This is a genomic window from Rhodoferax sp. ZS1R25, assembly GCF_056521335.1.
Map to the genome: position 1 here is coordinate 514,829 of NZ_JBWMAZ010000002.1, position 23,006 is coordinate 537,834.

Annotated in this window: 23 protein-coding genes; 10 read left to right on the forward strand and 13 right to left on the reverse strand. The window is 63.1% G+C overall.

Annotated elements, in window-relative coordinates; translation table 11 throughout:
* Positions 1-14: 14 nt before the first annotated feature.
* From AC097R_RS13265 to AC097R_RS13295, 7 genes are all read left to right on the forward strand, one after another.
* Positions 15-992: an ABC transporter ATP-binding protein gene (locus AC097R_RS13265; protein WP_479598618.1), complete on the forward strand. Its 978-nt coding sequence runs from the start codon at positions 15-17 to the stop codon at positions 990-992.
* On the forward strand, positions 989-1,996 hold the full coding sequence (locus tag AC097R_RS13270) for a dipeptide ABC transporter ATP-binding protein (protein WP_479598619.1): 1,008 nt from the start codon (positions 989-991) through the stop codon (positions 1,994-1,996). The genes AC097R_RS13265 and AC097R_RS13270 overlap by 4 nt, the downstream gene beginning before the upstream one ends.
* Before the next feature lie 30 nt (positions 1,997-2,026).
* On the forward strand, positions 2,027-3,655 hold the full coding sequence (locus tag AC097R_RS13275; RefSeq protein ID WP_479598620.1) for an ABC transporter substrate-binding protein: 1,629 nt from the start codon (positions 2,027-2,029) through the stop codon (positions 3,653-3,655).
* 136 nt (positions 3,656-3,791) lie between these two features.
* On the forward strand, positions 3,792-4,298 hold the full coding sequence (locus AC097R_RS13280) for a gluconokinase (RefSeq protein ID WP_479598621.1): 507 nt from the start codon (positions 3,792-3,794) through the stop codon (positions 4,296-4,298).
* The gene (locus AC097R_RS13285; protein ID WP_479598622.1) at positions 4,295-4,792 is read left to right on the forward strand and encodes a TRAP transporter small permease subunit; all 498 of its coding nucleotides are present in this window, start codon (positions 4,295-4,297) and stop codon (positions 4,790-4,792) included. The genes AC097R_RS13280 and AC097R_RS13285 overlap by 4 nt, the downstream gene beginning before the upstream one ends.
* Positions 4,793-4,797: 5 nt before the next feature.
* Positions 4,798-6,090 (forward strand): TRAP transporter large permease, encoded by a 1,293-nt coding sequence (locus tag AC097R_RS13290; protein ID WP_479598623.1) that lies wholly within the window; start codon positions 4,798-4,800, stop codon positions 6,088-6,090.
* Positions 6,091-6,123: 33 nt separating this feature from the next.
* The gene (locus AC097R_RS13295) at positions 6,124-7,155 is read left to right on the forward strand and encodes a TRAP transporter substrate-binding protein (RefSeq protein WP_479598624.1); all 1,032 of its coding nucleotides are present in this window, start codon (positions 6,124-6,126) and stop codon (positions 7,153-7,155) included.
* 71 nt (positions 7,156-7,226) lie between these two features.
* Here the strand turns inward: AC097R_RS13295 and gloA2 are convergent, their stop codons facing one another.
* Positions 7,227-7,625 carry an SMU1112c/YaeR family gloxylase I-like metalloprotein gene (gene gloA2, locus AC097R_RS13300; protein WP_479598625.1) on the reverse strand — a complete coding sequence of 133 codons (399 nt, stop codon included), beginning with the start codon at positions 7,623-7,625 and terminating at the stop codon, positions 7,227-7,229.
* The gene (locus tag AC097R_RS13305; protein ID WP_479598626.1) at positions 7,622-9,376 is read right to left on the reverse strand and encodes a thiamine pyrophosphate-binding protein; all 1,755 of its coding nucleotides are present in this window, start codon (positions 9,374-9,376) and stop codon (positions 7,622-7,624) included. Before AC097R_RS13305 ends, gloA2 begins: the two co-directional genes overlap by 4 nt.
* Positions 9,377-9,508: 132 nt before the next feature.
* On the opposite strand from AC097R_RS13305, the gene AC097R_RS13310 reads away from it, so the two are divergent.
* Positions 9,509-10,030 (forward strand): DUF2199 domain-containing protein, encoded by a 522-nt coding sequence (locus AC097R_RS13310; RefSeq protein WP_479598627.1) that lies wholly within the window; start codon positions 9,509-9,511, stop codon positions 10,028-10,030.
* A gap of 49 nt (positions 10,031-10,079) precedes the next feature.
* Here AC097R_RS13310 and AC097R_RS13315 read toward each other — a convergent pair whose 3' ends face one another.
* Complete coding sequence (locus AC097R_RS13315; RefSeq protein ID WP_479598628.1) at positions 10,080-11,660, reverse strand: aminotransferase class V-fold PLP-dependent enzyme; 1,581 nt, start codon at positions 11,658-11,660, stop codon at positions 10,080-10,082.
* 128 nt (positions 11,661-11,788) lie between these two features.
* Between AC097R_RS13315 and AC097R_RS13320 the strand changes: the two genes are divergently transcribed.
* Complete coding sequence (locus tag AC097R_RS13320) at positions 11,789-12,247, forward strand: Lrp/AsnC family transcriptional regulator (protein ID WP_479598629.1); 459 nt, start codon at positions 11,789-11,791, stop codon at positions 12,245-12,247.
* Positions 12,248-12,257: 10 nt separating this feature from the next.
* On the opposite strand, the gene AC097R_RS13325 is transcribed toward AC097R_RS13320, so the two are convergent.
* Genes AC097R_RS13325 through hppD form a run of 7 tightly spaced genes read right to left on the reverse strand, consistent with a single transcriptional unit; the run spans position 12,258 to position 18,345 of the window.
* Positions 12,258-13,478, reverse strand: coding sequence for an amino acid aminotransferase (locus AC097R_RS13325; RefSeq protein WP_479598630.1), 1,221 nt, complete (start codon positions 13,476-13,478; stop codon positions 12,258-12,260).
* Positions 13,479-13,490: 12 nt separating this feature from the next.
* Positions 13,491-14,219, reverse strand: coding sequence for an SDR family oxidoreductase (locus tag AC097R_RS13330; RefSeq protein ID WP_479598631.1), 729 nt, complete (start codon positions 14,217-14,219; stop codon positions 13,491-13,493).
* Complete coding sequence (gene phhA, locus AC097R_RS13335; protein ID WP_479598632.1) at positions 14,197-15,081, reverse strand: phenylalanine 4-monooxygenase; 885 nt, start codon at positions 15,079-15,081, stop codon at positions 14,197-14,199. The genes AC097R_RS13330 and phhA overlap by 23 nt, the downstream gene beginning before the upstream one ends.
* Positions 15,078-15,392 (reverse strand): 4a-hydroxytetrahydrobiopterin dehydratase, encoded by a 315-nt coding sequence (locus AC097R_RS13340; RefSeq protein ID WP_479598633.1) that lies wholly within the window; start codon positions 15,390-15,392, stop codon positions 15,078-15,080. The genes phhA and AC097R_RS13340 overlap by 4 nt, the downstream gene beginning before the upstream one ends.
* An 11-nt stretch (positions 15,393-15,403) precedes the next feature.
* The gene (fahA, locus tag AC097R_RS13345) at positions 15,404-16,690 is read right to left on the reverse strand and encodes a fumarylacetoacetase (RefSeq protein WP_479598634.1); all 1,287 of its coding nucleotides are present in this window, start codon (positions 16,688-16,690) and stop codon (positions 15,404-15,406) included.
* Positions 16,687-17,232, reverse strand: coding sequence for a VOC family protein (locus AC097R_RS13350; protein WP_479598635.1), 546 nt, complete (start codon positions 17,230-17,232; stop codon positions 16,687-16,689). The genes fahA and AC097R_RS13350 overlap by 4 nt, the downstream gene beginning before the upstream one ends.
* A gap of 15 nt (positions 17,233-17,247) precedes the next feature.
* On the reverse strand, positions 17,248-18,345 hold the full coding sequence (gene hppD, locus AC097R_RS13355; RefSeq protein ID WP_479598636.1) for a 4-hydroxyphenylpyruvate dioxygenase: 1,098 nt from the start codon (positions 18,343-18,345) through the stop codon (positions 17,248-17,250).
* A gap of 108 nt (positions 18,346-18,453) precedes the next feature.
* Here hppD and AC097R_RS13360 point away from each other — a divergent pair, with 108 nt between their 5' ends.
* Positions 18,454-18,957, forward strand: coding sequence for an Lrp/AsnC family transcriptional regulator (locus tag AC097R_RS13360; protein ID WP_479598637.1), 504 nt, complete (start codon positions 18,454-18,456; stop codon positions 18,955-18,957).
* Here AC097R_RS13360 and kdpE read toward each other — a convergent pair.
* From kdpE to kdpC, 3 genes are read right to left on the reverse strand one after another with little or no spacing between them, the layout of a single operon-like run.
* Entirely contained in the window at positions 18,954-19,655 is a 702-nt protein-coding gene (gene kdpE / locus AC097R_RS13365; RefSeq protein WP_479598638.1) for a two-component system response regulator KdpE, read from the reverse strand. The genes AC097R_RS13360 and kdpE overlap by 4 nt on opposite strands.
* Positions 19,656-19,660: 5 nt before the next feature.
* Positions 19,661-22,429: a DUF4118 domain-containing protein gene (locus AC097R_RS13370; protein WP_479598639.1), complete on the reverse strand. Its 2,769-nt coding sequence runs from the start codon at positions 22,427-22,429 to the stop codon at positions 19,661-19,663.
* A gap of 4 nt (positions 22,430-22,433) precedes the next feature.
* The gene (gene kdpC, locus AC097R_RS13375; RefSeq protein WP_479598640.1) at positions 22,434-23,003 is read right to left on the reverse strand and encodes a potassium-transporting ATPase subunit KdpC; all 570 of its coding nucleotides are present in this window, start codon (positions 23,001-23,003) and stop codon (positions 22,434-22,436) included.
* Positions 23,004-23,006: the final 3 nt, after the last annotated feature.

Sequence of the window (23,006 nt, forward strand, 5' to 3'; positions counted from 1 at the left end):
AGAGAACAACGCTGATGGCATTGCTAGAAATTGAAAACCTGTCTGTGGAGTTCCCGTCGCACAACGGCGTGATGCATGCAGTGCAGGACGTGAGCCTCTCGCTCGATGCGGGTGAGGTATTGGGCGTGGTGGGTGAATCCGGCTCGGGCAAGAGTGTGACCATGATGGCGCTCATGGGCCTGGTAGCCTACCCTGGCCGCGTGCAGGCCAAGACGCTGCGCTTTGATGGCCATGACCTGCTGGGCCTGAGCGACCGCGAGCGCCGCCGCTTCACCGGCAAAGACATGGCCATGATCTTTCAGGACCCCACCACCAGCCTGAATCCCTGCTTTACGGTGGGCTACCAATTGGCCGAAACACTGAAGCTGCATCTGGGCATGGACCGCAAGGCAGCCCACAAACGCTCGATTGAGTTGCTGGAACAAGTGGGCATCCCCGCACCCGAGAGCCGCCTGAAGGTCTACCCGCACCAGCTGTCTGGCGGCATGAGCCAGCGCGTGATGATTGCCATGGCGATTGCCTGCAACCCCAAGCTGCTGATTGCGGATGAGCCCACCACCGCGCTGGACGTGACGATTCAGGCGCAGATTCTGGAGCTGCTCAAGACCTTGCAAAAGGACCGCGGCATGGCGCTGGTGCTCATCACCCACAACATGGGCGTGGTGTCGGACATGGCCCAGCGCGTGGCCGTGATGTATGCGGGCCAAGTGATGGAGGAGCGCAGTGCCGACGCACTGTTTGCCACACCGGCCCACCCCTATACCGAGGCACTATTGGCCGCCATGCCCGAGCGCAGCCTGCACCAGAGCCGACTGAACACCATCCCCGGCATGGTGCCCGGCCTGCATGACCGCCCCAGCGGCTGCCTGTTCATGCCGCGCTGCCGCCATTCGCGCGAAGCGGCCTGCGACCAGCGCCCCGCCTTGACACCCTGGCCCGGTGGCCAGGTGCGGTGCCACTTTGCGCTGGATGCCGAACAGGTGGCCGCATGAGCACACCCACAATGCCTGCCGTGGCACCCGTGGTCCAAGCGCAGGGCTTGCGGCAGGTCTACACCATTCGCCGCGGCTTTCTGCGTGCACCCGACCAGTTGCAGGCCGTGGCCGGAGTTTCGTTCTCGGTGCAACCGGGCCGTACGCTGGCCGTGGTGGGCGAGTCGGGTTGTGGGAAGTCCACGCTGGCGCGCATGGTGTCGCTGATCGAGTCGCCCACCGAGGGGCAATTGACACTGGCTGGCGTAGACACGGCCCAAGCGGATGCGGTGCAGAAAAAACTGCTGCGCCAAAAAGTGCAACTGGTGTTCCAGAACCCCTATGGCTCGCTGAACCCACGCAAACGCATTGGCCAGATTCTAGAGGGTCCGCTGGAGATCAACACCCCGCTGACCCGCACCCAGCGGCAAGAAAAAGCCCGCGCCATGCTGGCCAAGGTGGGCCTGCGCCCCGAGCACTACGACCGCTACCCCCATATGTTCTCTGGCGGCCAGCGCCAGCGCATTGCGATTGCGCGCGCGCTGATGCTGGACCCGGCGCTGGTGGTGGCCGATGAGCCAGTGTCGGCATTGGATGTGTCCATCCAGGCACAGGTGCTGAACCTGCTGGCCGACCTGCAAAACGAGCTAGGCCTGGCGTACCTCTTCATTTCGCACGACCTGGGCGTGGTGCGCCACATTGCCCACGATGTGCTGGTGATGTACCTGGGCCAAGTGGTGGAACAAGGCGACAAAGCCACGCTGTTCGAGCGCCCCCTGCACCCCTATACCCGCGCCCTCATGGCGTCCACGCCCGGCATGCACGCGCGAGGCACTGCCGGCCAGCGCATCGTGCTCAAGGGCGAACTGCCCTCCCCGTTGAACCCGCCCGCTGGCTGCGTGTTTTCCACGCGCTGCCCGCACGCCACTCCTCGCTGCCACAGCGAGCGCCCAGTTCTACAAACGCTTGATGGCAGGCTAGTTGCTTGTCATGAAGCGCTGACCCTTAGCCAACTCGCTGCATAGGCAGCATTAACCCCCAGAGGAGTAACTCCCATGAACCTGAACTCAAAGAAAGCCGTCGCGACACGCCGCACCAAAAGTGCGCTGTTGTGCGCATTGGCGCTGCCTGCTGCTCTGGCACTTGCGCCGGTCGCAGCCAAGACCTTGGTGTACTGCTCAGAAGGTAGCCCCGAGAACTTCTACCCAGGTGTGAACACTACCGGGACTTCGTTTGATGTAACCGAACAAATTTACGACAATCTGGTGCACTTTGAGCGGGGCGGCACCAAAGTCGAACCCTCTTTAGCCGAGAGTTGGACCATCTCAAAAGATGGCCTGGAGTACACGTTTAAGCTGCGCAAGGGTGTGAAATGGCAGTCCAACAAAAACTTCCAACCCAGCCGCGACTTCAATGCGGACGACGTGATGTTCATGCTGGAACGCCAGTGGAAAGAAAACGACCCTTACTTCAAGGTCACCAGTCCGAACCACGCGTACTTTGGCGATATGGGCATGCCCAAACTCCTGAAGTCCGTAGACAAAGTGGACGAGTACACCGTGAAGATCACGCTGAACAACCCCGAAGCTCCCTTCCTGGCCAACCTAGCCATGCAGTTCGCGGGTGTGCAGTCTAAGGAATACGCGATTGCCATGCTGAAGGCCGGCACTCCAGAGAAGATTGACCAAGACCCGCTGGGTACTGGCCCCTTCCAAGTGGTGCAATACCAAAAGGATTCGCTGATCCGCTTCAAGGCTTTCCCCCAATACTGGGCTGGCAAGGCCAAGATCGATGACCTGATTTTTTCGATTACACCCGATGCGTCAGTACGATGGGCCAAGCTGCAAAAGGGCGAATGCCATGTCATGCCCTACCCCAACCCGGCCGACCTGGACGCCATGCGCAAGGACACCAACGTCACTGTAATGGAACAACCTGGCCTGAACATTGGCTACCTGGCTTACAACACCACCAAGAAACCGTTCGACGATGTGCGCGTGCGTAAGGCCATCAACATGGCCATCGACAAAAAGGCCATCGTCTCTGCTGTGTACCTTAGCACCGGTGTAGCCGCCACCAACCCGATTCCTCCAGGCCAGTGGTCATACAATAAGGCCCTGAAGGATGACGCCTTCAATCCTGCTGAAGCAAAGAAGCTGCTGGCAGCTGCGGGCTACCCCAATGGGTTCACCACCGACCTGTGGGCCATGCCTGTTCAGCGCCCCTACAACCCCAACGCCAAACGCATCGCCGAGCTGATGCAAGCCGACCTGGCCAAGGTGGGCGTGACCGCCGAGATCAAGAGCTTTGAATGGGGTGAGTACCGCAAGCGCATGCAGGCTGGTGAACATCAAATGGGCATGCTGGGTTGGACCGGTGACAACGGCGACCCTGATAACTTCTTGAACACCCTGCTGGGTTGCAGCTCCGCCAAGAGCAATGGCTCCAACGTGGCCAAGTTCTGCTACCAACCCTTTGAAGACCTGGTGCAAAAGGCCAAGGTGGTGTCCAACCCTGCAGAGCGCACCAAGCTGTACGAAAAAGCCCAGGTGATCTTTAAGGAACAGGCACCCTGGTTCACCATTGCCCACGCGGTGCAGTTGGCCCCAGTGCGCAAAGAGGTGCTGGACTACAAGCTGAGCCCCTTTGCCCGACACACTTTCTACGGTGTGGATATCAAGTAAGCCCCTCACGCAGCGACCCAGGGCCGGTTTTCACCGGCCCTTTTTTTCGGCCATTCGCGGCAAGTCTAGGGAAAGTACCGATCCTTGGCGTTGGGCAGGCGTCATAAGATAGCGCTATCCAAACCACGCGAATCACATGAATTCCATCGTCATCATGGGTGTTGCCGGCTGCGGCAAGTCCAGTCTGGGGGCAGCGTTGGCACAGGTCGGCCACCTCTCCTTGCTGGAGGGCGACGACTACCACAGCCCCGCCAGCCGCGAAAAAATGCGCCAGGGTATTGCTTTGACCGATGCCGACCGCGACGGCTGGTTGGCCACACTGGGCGATGCCCTGCGCGCCCAACCCCAGGGCCTGGTGGTGACGTGCTCGGCCTTGAAACGCAGCTACCGCGAACGCCTGCGCCAGGCCGCCCCAGGGCTGCGCTTTGTATTTATGGATATTGACAAGGCCCACGCCCAGGCCCGGGTCGTGGCGCGTGCGCCTTCCCATTTTTTCTCCACCAGTTTGGTGGACAACCAGTTCGCCACGCTGGAATCCCCCGTGGGCGAGGCTGGCGTGCTGCGCGTGGACGCGCTGCGCCCGCTGGTCGATTTGCAAACCGAGGTCAGCGCCTGGCTGCACCCCACCACGGAGGCTCTATGACAGCAATCCCACCCAACCGGTTTCAACGCTGGTCCAACCACCTGCTAGCCCTGTGCCTGGGCGTGATGGCCGTGGCCGTCTTTATCAACGTGGTGCTGCGCTACGGCTTTGGCAACGGCGTAGCCGCCAGCGAAGAGGTGTCGCGCCTGCTGTTTGTCTGGATGGTCTTTATCGGCGCCACCGCTGCCTACCCCGCGGGTGAGCACATGGCCTTCACCAGCCTGGTGGGTGCCCTTCAACCGCACCCGCGCGCCATGGCTGCCATGACGGCGCTGATACGGCTGCTGGTGCTGGCAGCCTGCGTGATGCTGGGCATAGGCGCCTGGCAGCAGGTGGTGGTGGGTTGGGGCAGCTATTCGGTAGTGATGGGTTACCCCACGCTGCTGCTGCCCTTGCCCGCCCTGCTGTGCTCTGCCGCCATTGGCGTCTTTGCGCTTGTTGAACTGATCAAACGCACGCCGCTGGACCTGGGTCACGCGGCAGAACTGGACTGAACACCATGAGCAACGAAGGTCTCGCTTTTCTGGTTTTTTGCTTCGGCATGCTGGCCCTGATGGGCATTGGCATGAACATGGGCCTGGCGCTGGTGCTCACCGGCGCCGGCATGGCCTGGGTGCTGGAGTTTTGGGACACGCAGCTGCTGGCCCAAAACCTGGTGGCTGGGGTGGACAGTTTTCCGCTGCTGGCCGTGCCCTTCTTCATCCTGGCCGGTGAGCTGATGAACTCCGGCGGCATCAGCCGGCGCATCATCGCCATGGCACAGGCTTGGGTAGGCCATATCCGCGGCGGGCTGGGCTTTGTCGCCATTGGCGCCGCCGTGCTCATGGCCAGCATGAGCGGATCGGCACTGGCCGACACCGCCGCGCTGGCCACCATCCTCATGCCCATGATGCGCCAGCAGGGCTACCCCATGCACACCTCGGCCGGGCTGATTGCGTCAGGCGGCATCATCGCGCCCATCATCCCGCCCAGCATGCCGTTTGTGATCTACGGCGTGACCACCAACACCTCCATCTCGGCACTGTTCATCTCTGGCATCGTGCCCGGTCTCATCATGGGCGTGGGCCTGGTAGTGGCCTGGAAGCTGATGCTGCGCAAGATGGACCTGCCTGAGGGCCAGCCCCTGCCACTGCGCGAGCGGCTGCATGCCACGCGCAAGGCCTTCTGGGCCATGCTCATGCCCATCATCATCATTGGCGGCATGAAGACCGGCGTGTTCACGCCCACCGAAGCCGCCGTGGTGGCTGCGTTCTACGCGCTAGTGGTAGCCCTGTTTGTGCACCGTGAGATGAACCTGCGCGAGGTACACGGCGTGCTGGTGCGCGCCGCCAAGACCACGGCCATCGTCATGTTCCTGTGTGCCGGTGCGCAGGTGGCCAGCTACATGATCACGCTGGCCGATCTGCCCGGTGTGCTGACCGGCTGGCTGGGCCCGCTGGTCAACAGCCCGCGCCTGCTGATGCTGGTGATGATGGTCGTGCTGATCATCGTGGGCACCGCGCTGGACTTGACCCCCACCATCCTGATCTTTGCGCCAGTGATGCTGCCGATTGCGGTGAAGGCTGGCATAGACCCGGTGTACTTCGGTCTGATGTTTGTGCTCAACGGTGCGATTGGTCTCATCACCCCGCCTGTGGGCACGGTGCTCAACGTGGTGGCTGGCGTGGGGCGCCTGCCGCTGCACCAGGTCATCAAGGGGGTGAATCCGTTCCTGATCACCTACACGCTGATCCTCTTCCTCTTTGTTCTGTTCCCGCAAATCGTGACCGCGCCCGTGGCGTGGATGCGATAGACCCCGTTCCCCTTACAACCCCAGGAGACAACCATGACCCACTTCCCCACCCTGCTGCGCCGGACTCTGGTAGCAGCGGCCAGCGCCGCACTGCTCAGCGCCTCGTTTGCCACGCTGGCGCAGGACATCAAACCCCGCCTGATCCGCTTTGGCTACGGCTTGAATGAGCAAAGCAACCAGGGCCGCGCCTCCAAGGTGTTTGCCGAGGCCGTGGAAAAAGCCTCTGGCGGCAAGATGAAGGTGCGCGCCATTGGTGCCTCCGCCCTGGGCCCCGATTTGCAGATGCAGAACTCGTTGATTGGCGGCGCGCAGGAAATGATGGTGGGGTCGACCGCGACACTGGTGGGTATCACCAAAGAGATGGCGCTGTGGGACACGCCGTTTCTGTTCAGCAACGCCAAGGAAGCCGACACCGTGCTGGACGGCCCCATTGGCGACAAGATCCGCGCCAAGCTGCAGGACAAAGGCTTGGTCGGTCTGGCCTATTGGGAAAACGGCTTTCGCAACCTGACCAACAGCAAGCGTGCCATCACCAAGATGGAAGACCTGGGCGGCATCAAGCTGCGCGTGATGCAGAACAACGTGTTCCTGGAGAGCTTCAAGACCCTGGGCGCGAATGCCGTGCCCATGGCGTTCTCCGAGTTGTTCAGCGCGCTGGAAACCAACACCGTGGACGGCCAGGAAAACCCGTTCAACACCATCCTCTCCAGCAAGTTCTATGAAGTGCAAAAGTACATGACGGTGACCAACCACGTGTACAGCCCCTGGATCGTGCTGGTCAGCAAGAAGTGGTGGGACCAGTTGTCCAAGGACGAACAAAAGATCCTGAGCGACGCCGCCATCGCCAGCCGCGACTTTGAGCGCAAGGACACGCGCGACGAAGCCTCCCGGGCTGTGGCCGACCTCAAGGCCAAGGGCATGCAAGTGAACGAGCTGTCGCCCGCCGAAGCCGGCCGCATGCGCGACAAGCTAACCCGCGTCTACGCGCTTATTGGCGCCGAGGTGGGCATGGACCTGTGGAACGAAACCCAGACCGAACTGACCAAGCTGCGCAGCAAGAAATAGGCCTCTAGCCCGCTTATCCATTGCGCTAGCAGCTTCTTTTTTGATAGCAACTGCGTGCTGAAGCCCTGCCCTCAAGCAGGGCTTTTTACTTCGTACAGCTCCAGCGGCAAGCCATCCGGGTCGGCAAAAAACACAAAGCGCCGCCCGGTGAACTCGTCCACGCGGATGTCTTCCACCGCAATGCCCGCAGCCTCCAGCTGGCGCTTCCAGGCCGCCACGTCATCCACCGCGAACGAAAGATGCCGCAAGCCACAGGCCTCCGGTCGCGAGGGGCGTGCTGGCGGGTTGGGGAACGAAAACAACTCAATCTGCGCACCATCGGGCAGCGCCAGGTCCAGCTTGTACGACTGGCGTTCCGCCCGGTAGTTTTCTGCCACCAGCTTCAAACCCAATGTCTCCGTATAGAACTGCTTGGACCGGCCATAGTCCGAGGCAATGATGGCCACATGGTGGATGCCGCGCAAGCTCATGCCTGCGCCCGCAGCGCGGCCTCGGTCATCGCGGCCAGCGTGCCGCGCGTACTGATGAGCTCGGGCTCCAGCACCACCTCAATCACCGTGCCATTGGGCCTCGCCAGCGCAGCCAGCAGCTCGGCTTCAAAGTCTGCACTCTTGCGGATCGTCACCCCCGCATAGCCATAGGCCCGTGCCAGCGCCGCAAAGTCGGGGTTGTTGAGCGCCGTGCCCGCCACACGCTGCGGGTACTCGCGTTCCTGGTGCATGCGGATGGTGCCGTACATACCGTTGTTGAGCAGGAGGATGATGCTTTTGGCATCATGCTGCACGGCTGTGGCCAGCTCCTGGCCATTCATCAAAAAGTCTCCATCGCCGGCAATGGTGAAGGCGACTCGTCCGGTGGTGATGGCCGCGGCAATGCCAGCCGGCACCCCATAGCCCATGGCCCCATTGGTGGGAGCCAGCTGGGTCTTGTGGCCCGCCGCCAGGCCGGTGTAGCGGTAAAAGCGGTGCAACCAGCTCGCAAAGTTGCCAGCGCCATTGGTCAGTACCGCGTCTTTGGGCAAGTGCTTTTGCAAGGTGGCCATCACGCGCGGCATATCCACCAAGCCCCGATCGTTGTCGGCTGGCAAGCCGTTGATCACGCTGGGGACGAGATTGGCCAGGTAGTCGGCGTTGCAGCCCTGCGTCCAGGCCTCCCATGGCACGTTCACGGGGGCCGTCAACACTTCCAGCGAACGCGCCGCGGCGCGCATGCTGGCGTGGATGGCCAGGTCGGCCTGGTAGACACGGTTCAGCTCTTCGGCGCTGGCGTGGATGTGTACCAGCGTCTGCGCCGCCTTGGGGGCCTGCAGCAGCGTGTAACCGCCCGTGGTCATCTCGCCCAAGCGTGGGCCGATGGCGATGATGAGGTCGCTGTCCTTGACGCGCTTGGCCAGCGCGGGGTTGATGCCAATGCCCACATCCCCCGCGTACTGCGGGTGGTGGTTGTCAAAGGTGTCTTGGAAGCGAAAGGCATTGCCGACCGGCAGGCGCCAGTTTTCCGCAAAGCGCTGCAGCGCTTGCGCGGCCTGCGGCGTCCAACCGCCACCGCCGGCAATGACAAAGGGACGCTCCGATTTCAATAGCAGCTGGCGCAGGTTCCGCAAGGCCCCGGGGTCACTCCAAGCCTCTACCGGTTCCACCCGAGCCAGCGGCTGGGGCCACTTGCCCGCTGCATCGGGCACCAGCGCCTGGGTCAACATGTCTTCGGGCAGCACCAGCACCACAGGGCCGGGGCGGCCATTCATGGCGGTGGCAAAGGCACGGGCAATGTATTCGGGGATGCGCGCGGCCTCGTCAATGCGCTCCACGCGCTTGGCCATGCCCAGTGCGCTGGGGCCGAACATCACGCGGTAGTCCATTTCCTGGAAGGCTTCGCGGTCACGCTGGTCACTGGCGACATCACCCACCAGCAGCACCATGGGCGTCGAATCCTGAAACGCGGTGTGCACGCCAATGCTCGCATTGGTGGCGCCGGGCCCGCGCGTGACGAAACACACGCCGGGGCGGCCCGTCAGCTTGCCATGCGCCTCGGCCATGAAGGCGGCTCCGCCTTCTTGGCGGTTCACCACAAACTGGATCTGGTCGCGGTACCGGTGAAAACCGTCCAGCACGGCCAGATAGCTTTCACCGGGCACACCAAAGGCGTGGGTGACGCCTTGTTCCACAAGGCATTGCACCAGCAGGTGGCCGGCAAGTTCGGGGGATGAAGTGACTGCAGTCATGCGCTCCATTGTGCCGCCAACAGAGTGCCCCTTCACCTCTGCAGCATGCATGTAGTCGTGTTGAGCGGGCTATAGTCGAAATCACTAAAACTAGCGTCACTCCAGCTTTCCAAGTAGAAACTCACAACAGCTATGGCAGCCATCTTCGCTTTCAAATGCAACTGCTGCGGCGAGATCCATGAAGGATCGCCGAGTATTGGATATCGCATGCCCGATCAATACGCGTGCCTCTCTGAAGAGCAGCGTTCAAAGATAGGAAAAATCAGCAGCGACTTTTGCACGATCACACGTGAAGCCTGTACAGACTATTTCATTCGCGCCGTACTTGAAATACCGATTCACGGAATAGAAGAGCCATTTTTGTGGGGAGTCTGGGTTTCTTTGAGCGAAAAAAGTTTTACGCGCTACGTCGAAACATACGACGCACCAATGGACGGTGATGGATTCTTTGGTTGGGTTTGCAATGAAATTCCAGCCTATCCGTACGAGGGCTCACGCCCAGCAGATGTCGTTGTCCAACTTGGTGGGGAGCGTCCAAAAGTAATTCTGCATCGCGGTGATCCGGAGAATGATCCTCTAGTCACGGATCAAGTCCATGGAATTTCCGTTTCTCGGGCGCAGCAAATTTCAGAGGATGCCTTGCACCGGATCTGAGCATTCATCCCCAACTTTCAGCTATTTTTTGGACTAGGCGAAACACGCACTACTGCGTCAAAGCCAACCCACCGACTAGGTGCCAAGCCTGGCCATGACCGCGGGCACGCAAGGCCTGCACTGCCTGCAGACTGCGCCCACCGCTGCGGCAGAAAAACACCAGCGGGCGACGCCCATCGCCCAACCACGCGGGCATGTGCTGGCCAAGAGTGGCCAGCGGCACATTGCGCAGCGCCTGCGTGGGCCACAGCAGGCTGTGCTGGCCCACCGCATGTTCACATGCTTCGCGCACATCCACCAGCAGGGCGTCGGGGTGGCTTTGCAAAAACGCGGGCAAAGTGTCGGCGGTCAGTGCACCTGCGTCCATGTCGATGCCTGGTGCCTCGGTCACTGCAACACCCGCCATCGGCGGCGGCACGGATGTCGCTACGCTTTGCAGCGCCGCACCACAGCGCGCAATACGCGCGCAGGCTTCGTCAATCAGCGCGTCATCGCTCAAAGCGCCAATGGACAAACGTGCCGCGCCCTCGGCTTGCCAGGCCGGCAAACCCATGGCACGGAGCACAAAGCTGGGCTCCGCCTTGGCTGCGCTGCAGGCACTGCCTGCACTGATGCGCATGCCGGCCGCGTCAAACAGATTCAGCAGCGCCTTGCTGGAAAGGCCCGGCACTGAGAAATTGAGTGTGGTCGGCAACGAGCCTTCGAACGGCATGTTGAACACCATGCCGGGCAAAGCGGCGCGCAGGGCGTCGGCCAACCGCAGGCGCGCCTGTTGCAAAAAGGCCGTGGAACGGAACACCGCGCCCTCCCCCCCGTGCCCCGCCTCCAGGGCTTGCAGCACCGCGCCTAGGGCGGCAATACCGGGCATGTTTTCGGTACCCGAGCGCTGGCCACCCTCTTGCCCGCCGCCCACCATGAGCGGCGTGAACGGGCTACCGGCGCGCACGTACAGCATGCCGATGCCCTTGGGCGCATAGAGCTTGTGGCCAGAGAACGGCGCGTAGTCAATGCGCGTGGCCTGCAGGTTCACATCCAGTTTGCCCAGCGCCTGCACGCAGTCCACCAGCCAGAGTGCGCGGGACTCCGTCGAATTCAACAGCTTCTCGATGCCTGCGAAGTCCGACACCACACCGGTTTCATTGTTGGCGGCCATGGTGCAAAGCAGGCCTGCAGTCGCCACATGCGCCTGCAGAAACGCCATATCGTGCCGACCGTCACGGTCCACCGGTACTTCCACGATGGGCAGATCCAAGCCAAGCACCCGGTTCCAGTGCGCCAGGCTTTGCGGCACGGCCTTGTGTTCGGTAGCCCCCACCAGCAGCGGGCCGTCCACGCGCTCGCCCGCATCGCGGCGTTCGCGCAGCGCGCACAGGGCGCAGAGCACGGCGGTTTGTATGCCTTCGGTCGCACCGCTCACAAACAGCAGGCGTCCTGCACCCACACCCAGCAAGCGGCTGGCGTGGGCCCGCACATCGTCCACCAATGCCCGCGCACGCAGACCCGTGCAGTGGCTGCTGCTGGGGTTGCCAAACTGCGCTTGCATGGCCTGAAGCGCTGCATCGCGCGCGGCGGGCAGCAGCGGCGTGGTGGCATTGCAGTCCAGGTAAATCTCGGTCGGCGGGGTGTGCATGGCTGGCCTCAGAAGCAAATAGGAATGCTGCAAATCTTAGGTTGGCATGCCAGGAATAGTCGTTTTAAATTTACCCACAAACTGCATTTTTGTAGAATGAACGTTCTCTTAATACGACATATAGCAGCATGAAAGAACTAGATCGCATGGACCGCGCCATCCTGGGTGCACTGCAGCAGGACGGCTCGTTGTCAGCCGCGCAACTGGGCGAAAAGGTGGGCCTGTCGGCCACGCCCTGCTGGAAGCGCGTGAAGGCCATGGAGGAAGCCGGACTGATTGAGAAGCGCGTGGCCATCGTGAACCGCGAACAGGCGGGCTTGCCGGTGACCGTGTTTGTGAGCCTGCGCACCAACCGGCACGACGAGGCGTGGCTGCGCAAGTTTGCGGCCTCGGTCTCCAGCATGCCGGAGGTGATGGAGTTCCACCGCATGAGCGGCGACGTGGACTATCTGCTCAAGGTGGTGGCCGCCGACATTGCAGGCTACGACCGCTTCTACAAGCGGCTGATCCAGAACGCACAGCTGGCCGGCGTGTCGTCCGCCTTCTCCATGGAGGAGATCAAGAGCACCACGGCTCTGCCGCTGTGAACGGCTGGGCTCAAGCTGTCGCAGCCGCAGGTCTGACCATGCCCACAGAGACGGCCGCCATCGCTTCTGCCACCCGCTCCACGTTGTCTGCACGCAGGCCCGAGATGCACATGCGCCCGGAATTCACCAGGTAGATCGCATACATTTCGCGCAGACTGCGTACCTGCTGCGCCGACAGGTTGGTATAGCTGAACATGCCACGCTGCGTCAGCAAATAGCCGAAGTCACGCTGCGGCAAGCGGCGGGTCAGTGCCGCATGCAACTGGTGGCGCAGTCGGCGAATCCGTTCACGCATGGCGGTGAGGTCACGCTCCCAGCTCGCACGCAGCTGCGGGTCTTCCAGCACCCGGGCCACCACGCGGCTGCCGTGCGCGGGCGGACTGAAATAGCTCTGGCGTACGGTGGACTTGAGTTGCCCGAGCACACGCTCGGCCTGCACCGCATCGGCACACACCACACTAAGCGCACCACAGCGCTCCGCATACACCCCCATACTTTTGGACAGGGTATTGGCGAGCAAAAAACACATACCGGATTGCGCCAGGGCCCGGACCGCATACGCGTCCTCTTCCAGTCCGTCCCCAAACCCTTGGTACGCCAGGTCCAGGAATGGGATCAGCGCCTTTTCCTGCAGCACCGGCACCAGCAGCTGCCACTGCGCAGGGGTCAGGTCCACGCCCGTAGGGTTATGGCAGCAGGCGTGAAGCAGCACCACGCTGTGCCGGGGCAATGTGCGCAGTGTCTGCAGCATCGCGTCAAACCGCAGGCCGCCCTCGGCGGCGTAATACGGGTAGGCGTGCACAGTCAGTCCTGCGCTCTCGAAAATGCTGTGGTGGTTGTCCCAGGTCGGATCACTGAGCCACAAGGCGCTGGTAGGAAACCACTGGCGGATGAACTCGGCCCCCGCCTTGAGTGCGCCGCTGGAGCCCACAGTTTGCACAGTGGCCACACGCCCCTGGGCCAGAACTTCATGGCCGGCACCAAACAGCAATTCCTGCATGGCATTGCGAAAACTGGGACTCCCTTCCATCGGCAAATAGGGTTTGGGCTGGCGGGCCTGGGCCAAATACTGCTCGGCCTCACACACGGCATGCTGCGCGGGCACATGCCCCCGCTCATCGCAGTAAATGCCAATCGACAAATTGACCTTGTGCGGCCGAGGGTCCCGATGAAAGGCTTCGTTCAGCGCCACGATGGCATCACCCGCAAACGCTTCTACGTGTTGGAACATTTTTTGTCTCGTTTAGCTGAGCCCGCTGACGGGCAAAGCGACACCATGCACGGCACGGGCAGCATCGGACGCCAGAAAGGCGATGGCCTGGGCCAAGTCGTGCGGTGCCACCCAGCGCGCCGGGGCCGCCTCCGGCATGGCGGCCCGGTTTTCCGGGGTGTCGATGATGGAGGGCAGCACGCAGTTGACGCGGATGTTCCGCTCCCGCAATTCGGCCGCCATGGACTCTGTCAGGCGGATGACCGCGCCCTTGGACGCGGTGTAAGCCCCCATGTGGGCGGCACCGCGCAAAGCAGACTGCGCGCCCACATTGACAATGCTGCCACCGCCCGACAACAACATGCTGGGGACAACCGCACGCACCATGTTCAGGAGCGTGCGGACATTGGTGTCCATCAGAAAATCCCAATCGCTGTCCTGGGTGGTGTGGACGGAAGGCCCCATGCGGAAGCCGCCTGCCAAGTTGCACAACACGTCAATGCGCCCAAACTGCTGCTGCGCCGCCCCGACCGCAGCCTGCACCTCTGCAGGCTCCAAAAGATTGACTGGGAGCAGCAACCGCTGGCCGGTGGACTGGCCGTAGCGCTGCGCCAGCCCCTCGTGCCGCAGGTCCAGCAATCCCAGACGTGCCCCGCGGGCCGACAGCAATTCGGCCACGGCCACACCGAGGTTGCCCGCGGCGCCCGTGATCAGCACGGTTTTGTTGGCAAAGTCCACCTCACTTCCCTCCGCGTCGGGCATCGTGGTAAGTCCCCGTGCCACGGGTCAGCACCATGTCATCGGGCAGCACCTGACCCGGTGCGTACTCCGGCTGGTGCTGCACCTGGGCGTACAGCGGTGCAAAGTCGATTTGGGCCAAAGACAACAACTCGTCAAGGTGCTGGATCACGAAATAGGTTTCCTGAAAGTCATCGATGCGGTAGCGCGTGCGCATCACGCGCGGCAAATCAAAGCGCACGCGGTTGGCGGATGCACCGTCCAGCGCAAACACCGTCTCCGAGGCCGAGGAGGCAATGCCCGCGCCATAGATGCGCAGACCGTCCTTTTGCTGCACCAGACCGAATTCCACGGTGTACCAGTACACGCGCGCCAGCTTGTCCAGCACGCCCAGTTTCTGCGCACGCAGTCCGCCTTGGCCATAGGCCTGGATGTAGTCGGCAATGGCCGGGTTCATCAGCATGGGCACATGCCCAAAAACGTCATGGAAGACATCCGGCTCTTCCAGATAGTCCAGCTCATGCGGCTTACGGATGAAATGCCCGGCCGGGAACCGGCGGTTTGCCAGGTGTTCGAAAAACACCTCGTCGGGCACCAGCCCTGGCACCGCCACGACCTGCCAGCCCGTGCGCCGCATCAGCACATCGTTCAGACGCCGGAAATCAGGAATGGCGTCCGCCGATATCGGCAAATCACGCATGCCCTGCACAAACTCGTCACAGGCGCGGCCTGGCAGCAGCCGGCTCTGGCGCTCAAACAGCGTCTTCCAAGTGGCATGCTCCGCGGTTCCGTAGTGCTCCCAGCCTTGGTCAATGGTCCAGTCCGCACGCTGGGGTACCAGCCCGGCAGCCAAACCGTGTTTGGTGGATGTCGCTTCGGTGTTCATGGGGATACCCCTTGGGAACGGTCTACGTAAGCCGCATCGATCACACGCGCCAAGTCCAGGTCGCGTTGCGACAGGCCCCGCACATCGTGCGTGGTGAGGGTGATCTCCACGCGGTTGTAGACATTGCGCCACTCGGGATGGTGATTGCGCTTCTCGGCCGTCAGCGCCACCTGCGCCATGAAGCCAAAGGCCTGCGCGAAATCGGCAAACAGCAGGGTGCGCGCCATCAGACCACCGCGCTCTGCGCTGAAACGCCAGTGGGGCCAGTCCGCCTGCAGGGTGGCAAAGGTGCCCGGGTCGATGCGTTCCATGCCGCCCTCCTTCACAGGCCGCGCGCGGCCAGCAGGGTCCCGCGACATTCACCGAACCCAATACGCCGCACGCCCGCGCGCTCGCAGCTGCCACGCAGAATAATGCTGTCACCGTCCTGCAAGAACGTGCGCGTCTCACCATTGGCAAGCGTGAGCGGCACCTTGCCGCCCTGGGTCAGCTCCAGGAGTGAACCGCCCTGCTCCGGCGCCGGACCGGACAGCGTGCCGGTGCCCAGCACATCTCCCGCGCGCAGGTTGCAGCCGTTCACCGTGTGGTGCGCCACTAGCTGCGCCAGCGTCCAGTAGGCATCGCGCATATTGGATTGCGAGAGACGCTCGCCCGCGCTGCCCGCCGCGCGCATAGCGGGCGTCTGCAGCCAGACTTCGAGCTGCACATCCAACGCACCTGCGCTGCGGTTGGGTGCGGAGTCCAGATACGCCAAGGGCTGCGGGTCGTCCGCACTCCGCGTGAATGCGGCCCGAAACGGCGCCAGCGCCTCCATCGTCACCAGCCAGGGCGACACGGTAGTTGCAAAGTTCTTGGCCAGGAACGGGCCCAGCGGCTGGTACTCCCAGGCCTGCACATCGCGCGCGCTCCAATCGTTAAGCAGCGTGAGGCCAAAGAGGTGATCTTCTGCATCCGCTATGGAAACAGGAGCACCCAGCGCATTGTCCACGCCGACCCAGGCCGCTATTTCCAGTTCGTAGTCAAGCCGGGCGGTGGACCCGAAGTCTGGCACCGTGGCGCCGGGCTTGAGCGTTTGGCCGCGCGGGCGGTGGAACTGCTGGCCGCTGGCACCGATGCTGGACGCACGGCCGTGGTAGCCAATGGGCACCCATTTGTAGTTGGGCAGCAGCGGGGCGTCCGGACGGAACAGCTTGCCCACCGTGGTGGCGTGGTGGATACCGGTGTAGAAGTCCGTGTAGTCACCGACCTCGCAGGGCAGGCCCAGTTCCACCTCCGTCTGACGCAGCAGTGCGTCAGCCCATACCTTTTGCAGGGCCGAGCCCGTACGCAGGCCGTCCCAGATGGCCAGGCGCAGCGCGCGGCGCTGGGCCACGGGCGCTGCCATCAGGCGCGCCATATCGTTGTGGTCCGTCAGGCCTGTGGCATGCAAGTCCAGCACGCGGTCGCCAATGGCCACAGCGATCTGCCAGGGCTCCAGCTGGTTATGGCGAAAGCGGCCGAACGGCAGGTTCTGGATCGGGAAGTCCGTGTCCGCCGCGTTGGCCGATTCCACCCAGCTTTGGGTGGCGGGGTCGTGCGTGGCGTCCAGCGCAATGACGGGTGCGCTCATGCCTGGACTCCCAGCTCTTTGGCATGCAAAAAGGCCGCGTGCTTGGGCGCGCGTTTGGTCACACTCCACTCCTCCAGCATGGCCCACTTCACGGCATCGGCCTGCGCGATCTTGGCGGTCTCTTCGGGGTCCGGGCAGGCCAGCTCCAGGCGGTGGCCATTGGGGTCGAAGAAGTAAATGCTGTGGAACATGCCATGGTCGGTCACGCCCAGCACGTCCACACCATTGGCTTCCAAATGCGCCTTGAACTCCAGCAACTCAGCACGGTCTTTCACGCGAAAGGCAATGTGCTGCACCCACTCGGGCGTGTTCGGGTCGCGGCCCATGGGCGGCTGCGTGGGCAGCTCAAAGAAGGCCAGCACATTGCCCATGCCCGCGTCCATGAAGATGTGCATGTACGGGTCCGGCGCCTTGGTGCTGGGCACCACGTCTTCGGCAATGGCCAGCACAAAGTCCATGTGCAGCATCTTCTGGTACCACAGCACGGTTTCCTTGGCGTCCTTGCAGCGGTAGGCCACGTGGTGGATGCGGTCGATTTTCATGGTGTAGCTCCCTGTTCACTTGGCGGCTTCGAGCACGCCACGGTTGATCTGGTCACGCTCCAGCGACTCGAACAGGGCCTTGAAATTGCCTTCACCAAAGCCCTCACGGTAGTTGCCCTTGCGCTCGATGAACTCGAAAAACACAGGCCCCAGCAGTGGCTGGGAGAATATCTGCAGCAACAGGCGCGGCTGGCCGCCTTCGGTCGTGCCGTCCAGCAGAATGCCACGTGCCTGCAACTCACCCACCGGCTGACCATGACCCGGCAGGCGTGTGGCCAGGTTCTCGTAGTACACGTCGTTGGGCGCCGTCAGTAGCGGAATGCCGGCCATTTGCAAGCGGTCTATGGCGCTGGGCAGGTCCTCGCACAGCAGGGCGATGTGCTGGATGCCCTCGCCGTTAAACTGCATCAGGAATTCCTCGATCTGCCCCCCGCCCTGGCGGGCTTCTTCGTTGAGCGGAATGCGGACCAGCCCGTCCGGCGCGGTCATGGCCTTGGACGTGAGGCCGGTGTATTCGCCCTGAATGTCGAAGTAGCGGATTTCCTGGAAATTGAACAGCTTGCTGTAGAAGTCTGCCCAGTACGCCATGCGGCCCCGGTACACGTTGTGCGTGAGGTGGTCGACCACGCTGAAACCGTGGCCTACGGGGTTGCGCTCCACACCGGGCAGGAATTCAAAGTCGATGTCGTAGATCGACTTGCCGTCTTCATAGCGGTCAATCAGGTACAGCGGCGCGCCGCCGATGCCCTTGATCGCGGGCAGGTTCAGCTCCATGGGACCAGGACGCAGCTCTACCGGTTGCGCGCCCAGCTCCAAGGCCCGCTTGTAAGCCAAGTGTGAGTCTTTGACACGGAATGCCATGCCGCAGGCGCTGGGGCCGTGCTCGGCGGCGAAGTAGCCCGCTACGCTTTTGGGCTCGCGGTTGACGATGAAGTTGATCTCGCCCTGGCGGTACAGCACCACGTCCTTGGAGCGGTGCTTGGCCACCAGCGTGAAGCCCATGCGCTCGAACACCGGCTCAATCACGCCGGCCACGGGCGAGGCGAATTCCACAAACTCAAAGCCCATCAGGCCCATCGGGTTGTCAAACAAATCACCTGGTTGGGTGGTCATGGTCATGCTCCTCAAACGCTGTTCTTGAAGCCTTGATTGTGGTCAATTGGATGCGCAAATGGTGTGCAAGTTACAGGCCAAGAGGCACTTGCGATGCATAATTTGTGCATGAAACAAGACAAACACGAAGATTCGCTGCTGGATGGCTTTGATATCAGTCTTCTTGCTGCACTGCAGCGCGATGCGCATGCCACCCACCAGCAAATTGGAGAGCAGGTGCATTTGTCAGCCTCACAGGTCAGCCGCCGCGTGCAGCGGCTGCAGACCCAGGGCATCATCCGTCGCTATGTGGCCCTGCTGGAGCCTGTGGCCATTGGCCTGGGCGTGCGTGCCATCTCCTATGTCACGCTGACCCGCCACAGCGGCGACGAGGGCCTGGCGTTTGAGCGCGAGATCGCCGGCTTCCCTGAAGTGCTGGAGTGCTATTCGGTGGCCGGTGAATCGGACTACATCCTGCAGATCGTGGCCGCCGACCTTAGCGTGCTCTCCGAGCAGGTGCTACGCCGCCTGACCCGCATCCAAGGCGTGGGCAGCATCCGCTCCAACATCGTGCTCAACCGCATCAAGAGCAGCACCGAGCTGCCATTGGCGCATCTCAAGCGCAGTGGCTAAACCATCAGGCGATAACCTACCGCTGTTTCGGTGAGCAAATGCTGCGGCTGGCTGGGATCAACCTCCAGCTTTTGCCGCAAATGCCCCATGTAGATACGCAGGTAATGGCTCTGGTCAGCGTGAGACGGCCCCCACACCTCGCGTAGCAGCTGGCGGTGTGTCAGCACGCGCCCCGCATTGGCCACCAGTACCAGCAGCAGGCGGTATTCGATGGGGGTAAGGTGCACCTCATTGCCCGCGCGGCGCACCAGGCGGGCCTGGCGGTCGACCTCCACTTCACCAAACACAAACAGCGACTCATCCACCTTGCCCTCGGCACTGGCTGCCCGCGGGCGGCGCAGATTGGCCCGCACACGGGCCAGTAGCTCGCCCACGCCAAAGGGTTTGGTCAGGTAGTCGTCGGCGCCAGCGTCCAGCGCGGCAATCTTGTCGCTCTCGTCACTGCGGGCCGACAGCACCACGATGGGCACGGCCGACCAACTGCGCACATCGCGGATCACGTCCAGGCCATCGCCATCGGGCAGCCCCAGGTCCAGCACCAGCAGATCGGGCTTGCGGGTGGCGGCATCGCGCAGGCCGTGCTGCGCGGTCTCGGCCTCAAACACCTGCCAGCCTTCGGCCTCCAGCGCCACGCGCACAAAGCGGCGGATCTGGGGCTCGTCTTCAATCAGTACGGCAACGGGCGAAGGGGTGGACATAGGGCTCAAGGTTCGTCGGCTTCGGTGGGCGCAAGCGGCGGTTCGCGCCGCGGCAGAGAGATGGTGAATTCTGCACCACCGCCATCGGCATTGCGGGCGCTGATGCGGCCCTTGTGCGCATCCACCACGGCCTTGCAAATCGCCAGTCCCAAGCCCACGCCACGCGTGGACGATTCGTTCTTGCCGCGCGTGAATTTCTCGAACAAGTCCGCCTCCCTGCCCTGGCTGGCGGCTGGCAGGCCGGGGCCGTAATCCCGCACACGCAACTCCAGGGTGTCAGGCGTTGCCTGTGCCGACACGTCCAACGCCGGAATGTGCAAGGGTGTGGACACACCGTACTTCGCAGCGTTCTCCATCAGGTTCACCAGCACACGCTCCATCAGCCCCGCATCAAACTCCACCAGCGGCAGATCGGGAGCAATGGCGGTGTGCACGGCCAGCGGCCCCAGCGCGTGCCGCGCAGCGCGGATCGCCCCGCCCACCACCTCCTCCGCCGACTGCCATTCCAACCGCAACTCCACCTGACCGCTCTCCAGCCGGGCCATTTCCAGCAGGTTGCCCACCAGGGCCCCCAACTCGCGCGCCTCGTGGCTGATAGCGTCTGCGGAGCTCTTCTGGTCAGTGGTGAGAGGCGCTGAGCTGGCCAGCGATTCGGCCTGGCCGATCAGTGCCGTGAGCGGTGTGCGCACGTCATGCGACATGGCCGCCAGCAGCGTGTTGCGCAAGCGCTCAGACTCCATCTGCACCACGGCGCCCTGCGCCACATCCACATAGTGCACGCGCTCCAGCGCAATGGCGATTTGCCGCGCCAGCGTGTCCAACTGCTGCACCTGCTCAGGGATCAGCAGCCAGCGCGCCTGCGCCGGTTGCAGCGCCAGCACGCCGCGCACGCGCATGGGCGCTTGCAGCGGCACATAGTGCCAGGGGTTGGATGGCAGCGTGGAGGTGGCCAGCCCTGCGTGCTGGCCGTTGTGAAACGCCCAGTCGGCAATGCTGCCGTCCAACCCCAGCGGCAGGTCAGCAGGCAGCGCCAGTTGGTCACGGGCGTCGGGCAGCAGCATCTTGGCCTGGCCACCAAAGGTGCGGCGCACCGCCGCCTCGCCCAGCTCCACCACTTGCTCGGTCTGCAGCGCGGCCGACAGTTCGCGCGTCAGTTCAAACAGCGCTTGTGCGCGCCGCTCTCGGCTGGCGGCAACAAAGGCCGAAAACCGCAAATTGGCCGTGAGCTGACCGATCAACAGACCCACCACCAGCATCACCGCAAAGGTGACCAGGTACTGCGCATCGCTCACCGCAAATGACAAGCGTGGCTGTACATGAAAAAAGTCAAACGAGGCCACCGACAGCACCGCAGCCAGACTCGCCGGCCCCCGGCCCAGCTTGACGGCCACCAGCACCACGCACAGCAAAAACAGCATGACGATGTTGGCCAGGTCAAACCAGGGCAATAGGGGTTGTGTGAGCGCCGTGGTGAGCAGGCAGGCCGCCGTTGCTGCGCCGTAGCGCAGCCAAGTCTCGCGCTGGCGTGTACCGGTTTGGGGTACCTCTTCGGCCTCACGGCGGATGGCCTGGCCCAGTTTGCGCACGCTGTCGGTAAAGCCCACTTCCACAATATCCAGCGTGGGCGCCAGATTGGCCAGCTGGCGTGTCAGCGTGGGGCGCAGTTGGCTCCACACACTGCGCCAGCCGTGTTGCGCCGGGCGCCCCAGCACCACGGTGGCGCAGTTCAAGGTTTGGGCGTGCAGAAGCAGCGCGCTGGCAATGCCTTCACCGGTCAGCACAGCAGTGCTGCCCCCCAGCTCTTCGGCAAGCTTGAGCACGGCCAGCGTGCGGTCGCGGTCCTGCGCGGCCTGGCGCTGTAGCGCCGGGGTCTCCACATAGGCTGCGTGCCAGCGCACATTGAGCTGCCCCGCCAGGCGCGCAGCCGTGCGCACCGCATGTTCTGCACCCGCGTGCGGCCCCACGCACACCAGCAGCGCACCCGAGGTGTTCCAGGCCGGTTGGTCCGTAGCGTTCTGCTGGCGCGAGGTTTGCACCAGATGCTGCCGATAGCTGCGTACGTCATCGCCCACGTGCTCTGCCGTACGGCGAAGGGCAATTTCACGCAACGCAATCAGGTTGCCTTTGCGGAAGAAATTCTGGCTGGCGCGCTCGGCCTGCTGCGGGATGTAGACCTTGCCGGCCTTCAGGCGCGCCAGCAGTTCGTCCGCGGTTACGTCCACCAGCACGATTTCATCGGCCCCGTCCAGCACGGTGTCAGGCACGGTCTCGTTCACGCGCACGCCGGTGATGGCGCCCACGGTGCCGTTCAGGCTCTCCAGGTGCTGCACGTTCAACGCGGTCCACACATCAATGCCCGCATCCAGCAGCTCCTGCACGTCCTGCCAGCGCTTGGGGTGGCGCGAGCCCGGCGCATTGCTGTGGGCCAGCTCGTCCACCAGCAGCACGTCAGGCTTGGCCGTCAGAGCAGCATCAATGTCCAGCTCCAGCAATACTTGGCCGCGGTAGGCAATCTCTTGCAGGGGCAACACGCGCAGCCCGGCCTGCAGCTCCATGGTGTCCTTGCGGCCATGGGTTTCCACTACGCCCACCAGCACCTCTTGCCCGGCGCGCTGCGCACGCTGTGCAGCGCTGAGCATGGCGTAGGTCTTACCTACGCCCGCGTTGGCACCAAAGTAAATACGCAGCTTGCCGCGCTGCTGCGTGGCCTGCGCCTCTTGCAGCTGCGCCAGCAGGGCGTCCGGGTCGGGCCGGGAATCTGAAGGGCTTGCCATTTATCTAGTGTGCATCAAGCGCCAGGTTCAGTTGCAGCACATTCACCACAGGTTCGCCCACCACACCGAACAGCGGGCGCTCGGTGTGCTGCGTCACCAGCGCCTGCACGGCTTCCTGCGATAGCTTGCGGGCGGCCGCTACGCGCGCCAGTTGGTACTGGGCCGCGGCGGGGCTGATATGGGGGTCTAGCCCACTGGCCGAGGCTGTGACCAGGTCTACCGGCACGGCAGCCGTGTTGGTCGGGTCGGCTGCGCGTAGCGCTTCCAGGCGCCCCTTCGCTGCGTCTACCAGCGCAGGGTTCAGCGGGCCCTGGTTGGAGCCGCTCGAGGCCGCCGCATTGTTGCCAAACGGGCCGGTGGCCGAGGGGCGGCCCCAGAAGTGGCCGGGGTCAGTGAAGTTCTGGCCAATCAGGGCAGAGCCCACAGGTTTGCCATCACGCAGGATCAGGCTGCCATGCGCCTGGTGCGGAAAGACTGCCTGGCCCACGCCGGTGACCACCAGCGGGTAGGCCACGCCGGTGACCAGGGTGAGTGCGAAAAACAGAACCAGCAGAGGGCGAAGTGTTTTGTTCATGAG

What these genes read in the sequence shown, in the direction of transcription:
- kdpE (WP_479598638.1), bottom strand. Translation starts at nt 19,655, where the DNA reads ATGTCCACCCCTTCGCCCGTTGCCGTACTGATTGAAGACGAGCCCCAG.
- gloA2 (WP_479598625.1), bottom strand. Translation starts at nt 7,625, where the DNA reads ATGAGCTTGCGCGGCATCCACCATGTGGCCATCATTGCCTCGGACTAT.
- AC097R_RS13315 (WP_479598628.1), bottom strand. Translation starts at nt 11,660, where the DNA reads ATGCACACCCCGCCGACCGAGATTTACCTGGACTGCAATGCCACCACG.
- phhA (WP_479598632.1), bottom strand. Translation starts at nt 15,081, where the DNA reads ATGAACACCGAAGCGACATCCACCAAACACGGTTTGGCTGCCGGGCTG.
- kdpC (WP_479598640.1), bottom strand. Translation starts at nt 23,003, where the DNA reads ATGAACAAAACACTTCGCCCTCTGCTGGTTCTGTTTTTCGCACTCACC.
- AC097R_RS13290 (WP_479598623.1), top strand. Translation starts at nt 4,798, where the DNA reads ATGAGCAACGAAGGTCTCGCTTTTCTGGTTTTTTGCTTCGGCATGCTG.
- AC097R_RS13305 (WP_479598626.1), bottom strand. Translation starts at nt 9,376, where the DNA reads ATGACTGCAGTCACTTCATCCCCCGAACTTGCCGGCCACCTGCTGGTG.
- AC097R_RS13330 (WP_479598631.1), bottom strand. Translation starts at nt 14,219, where the DNA reads ATGCCCGACGCGGAGGGAAGTGAGGTGGACTTTGCCAACAAAACCGTG.
- AC097R_RS13325 (WP_479598630.1), bottom strand. Translation starts at nt 13,478, where the DNA reads ATGTTCCAACACGTAGAAGCGTTTGCGGGTGATGCCATCGTGGCGCTG.
- AC097R_RS13310 (WP_479598627.1), top strand. Translation starts at nt 9,509, where the DNA reads ATGGCAGCCATCTTCGCTTTCAAATGCAACTGCTGCGGCGAGATCCAT.
- fahA (WP_479598634.1), bottom strand. Translation starts at nt 16,690, where the DNA reads ATGAGCGCACCCGTCATTGCGCTGGACGCCACGCACGACCCCGCCACC.
- AC097R_RS13360 (WP_479598637.1), top strand. Translation starts at nt 18,454, where the DNA reads ATGAAACAAGACAAACACGAAGATTCGCTGCTGGATGGCTTTGATATC.
- AC097R_RS13320 (WP_479598629.1), top strand. Translation starts at nt 11,789, where the DNA reads ATGAAAGAACTAGATCGCATGGACCGCGCCATCCTGGGTGCACTGCAG.
- AC097R_RS13275 (WP_479598620.1), top strand. Translation starts at nt 2,027, where the DNA reads ATGAACCTGAACTCAAAGAAAGCCGTCGCGACACGCCGCACCAAAAGT.
- AC097R_RS13340 (WP_479598633.1), bottom strand. Translation starts at nt 15,392, where the DNA reads ATGGAACGCATCGACCCGGGCACCTTTGCCACCCTGCAGGCGGACTGG.
- hppD (WP_479598636.1), bottom strand. Translation starts at nt 18,345, where the DNA reads ATGACCACCCAACCAGGTGATTTGTTTGACAACCCGATGGGCCTGATG.
- AC097R_RS13295 (WP_479598624.1), top strand. Translation starts at nt 6,124, where the DNA reads ATGACCCACTTCCCCACCCTGCTGCGCCGGACTCTGGTAGCAGCGGCC.
- AC097R_RS13280 (WP_479598621.1), top strand. Translation starts at nt 3,792, where the DNA reads ATGAATTCCATCGTCATCATGGGTGTTGCCGGCTGCGGCAAGTCCAGT.
- AC097R_RS13350 (WP_479598635.1), bottom strand. Translation starts at nt 17,232, where the DNA reads ATGAAAATCGACCGCATCCACCACGTGGCCTACCGCTGCAAGGACGCC.
- AC097R_RS13370 (WP_479598639.1), bottom strand. Translation starts at nt 22,429, where the DNA reads ATGGCAAGCCCTTCAGATTCCCGGCCCGACCCGGACGCCCTGCTGGCG.
- AC097R_RS13285 (WP_479598622.1), top strand. Translation starts at nt 4,295, where the DNA reads ATGACAGCAATCCCACCCAACCGGTTTCAACGCTGGTCCAACCACCTG.
- AC097R_RS13270 (WP_479598619.1), top strand. Translation starts at nt 989, where the DNA reads ATGAGCACACCCACAATGCCTGCCGTGGCACCCGTGGTCCAAGCGCAG.
- AC097R_RS13265 (WP_479598618.1), top strand. Translation starts at nt 15, where the DNA reads ATGGCATTGCTAGAAATTGAAAACCTGTCTGTGGAGTTCCCGTCGCAC.